We start from the raw sequence: 1,849 nt of genomic DNA on the forward strand, positions 1-1,849 counted from the left end.
GGCCCGCCACCACGGTTCCATGGTGGGTGGCTCGGGGGTGCGGGCGCAGGCCCCATTCGCGGTCGCCCCAACACATGCCAACGCCAACGATGCCGATCGAGAGACCGTCGCACGCGCAACACGATGCCCCGCGAGCGTGGGCCGGAGAACGCACCCCCGGGCTACCCACCACGCACCACCCTTCGCAGGCGGAATGACGCAGCACGATTGAAAACATGACAACAACCCAGCAACAGCGCGCCAGCTGGCCAGCACTGGTGTTCCTGGCACCCGCCGTGCTGATCTACACCGCGTTCAGCGCTTGGCCCCTGGCGGACACGCTGCGCCTGAGCTTCTACGCCACCGACGAGGCCGGACGCGCCCATTTCGCTGGCTTGGCTAACTTCCAAACACTGCTGTTCGACGAGCGGTGGTTCGCGAACTTTGGCAATGCGCTGGCCAACAACGTCGAGTTCTTCGTCATCCACTCGCTGGTGCAGAACCCCATCGCACTGTTGCTGGCCGCCCTGCTTTCGTTGAAAGGCGTGCGCGGCGCCACTGCCTACCGCACGGTACTTTTCCTGCCGACACTGCTGTCGGTGGTGATCATCGGCTTCTCGTGGCAGTTGATCTTGTCGCCGCTGTGGGGCGTGGCCGAGAAGCTGCTGGGCTTCGTCGGGCTGCAAGACTGGTTCGGGCCATGGCTCGGCACCGAAGAGACGGCCCTGCCGACGCTGGCGCTGATTTCGGTCTGGCAGTTCGTCGGCATCCCGATGATGTTGATCTACGCGGCGTTGATCGCGATCCCCGAAGAGATCATCGAGGCGGCCACCGTCGAGGGCGCCAGCCCGTGGCGCGTCTTCTGGGCGATCCGGCTGCCGTTGATCCTGCCGACGCTGGGTCTGGTCAACATCCTGACCTTCGTCGGCAACTTCAACGCCTTCGATTTGATCTATGCGGTCAAAGGCGCATTGGCCGGGCCGAACTACTCGACCGACCTGCTCGGCACCCTCTTCTACCGCACCTTCTTCGGCTACCAGTCGCAAGTCGGCAGCGCGACGATGGGCGCCGCGCTGGCCACGCTGATGTTCCTGGTCATCCTGGGTGGCGTCGGCGTGTACTTCCTGTTCATTCAGCGGCGGCTGCGTCGCCATGCGGCATGAGCCCCGCCCGCCCCACTCCGCCGGCGCAGCCCCGCGTTCCCAGGCTGCCCCACCGGACCACCAGAACATCGACACGCGAGGCCTTCGCGAAGCCGCTGCGCTCGACCTTCGTGCATCTCGTGCTCGGCGGCTACACGCTGCTGGTGCTGTGCCCGATCCTGCTGGTGCTCATCAACTCGTTCAAGTCGCGCAAGGCGATCTTCGACGACCCGCTGGCGCTGCCCACTACCGCCAGCTTCAGCGTCGTCGGTTACGCCAAGGTGCTGGGCAACGCAGCGGTCGGCGGCATGTACCTCAACAGCGCCATCGTCACCGGTATCTCGATGGTGTTGATCCTGCTGTTCGGCGCCATGGCTGCCTGGGCGCTGACCGAATACCGCTTCCGTGGCAACCGGTTGCTCGCGCTGTTCCTGGCCTTCGGGATCATGGTGCCGATCCGCCTCGGCTCGGTGTCGATCTTGCAGACGATGGTGGCGTTGAACCTGGTCAACACGCTGACCGCGCTGGTGCTGGTCTACGTGGCGCAAGGGCTGCCGCTGGCGGTGATGATCCTGTCGGAGTTCATCTTGCAGGTGCCCAGCGAGCTGAAGGATGCCGCCCGTTGCGACGGCATCGGCGAGTTCGAGATCTTCTTCCGCGTCGTGCTGCCGCTGCTGAGGCCGGCCGTGGCGACCGTCGCCGTCTTCACGATGGTGCCGATCTGGAAC

Annotated in this window: 2 protein-coding genes; both read left to right on the forward strand. The window is 65.2% G+C overall.

The window, feature by feature from the left end; genetic code table 11:
• Positions 1-215: 215 nt before the first annotated feature.
• Positions 216-1,142, forward strand: coding sequence for a carbohydrate ABC transporter permease (locus tag AC1DYI_RS34310; RefSeq protein ID WP_477208574.1), 927 nt, complete (start codon positions 216-218; stop codon positions 1,140-1,142).
• Between the two features lie 110 nt (positions 1,143-1,252).
• A partial coding sequence (locus tag AC1DYI_RS34315) for a carbohydrate ABC transporter permease (protein ID WP_477208575.1) occupies positions 1,253-1,849 on the forward strand: 597 nt, incomplete at its 3' end.

This window comes from Ideonella sp. P3_A4 (assembly GCF_056403075.1).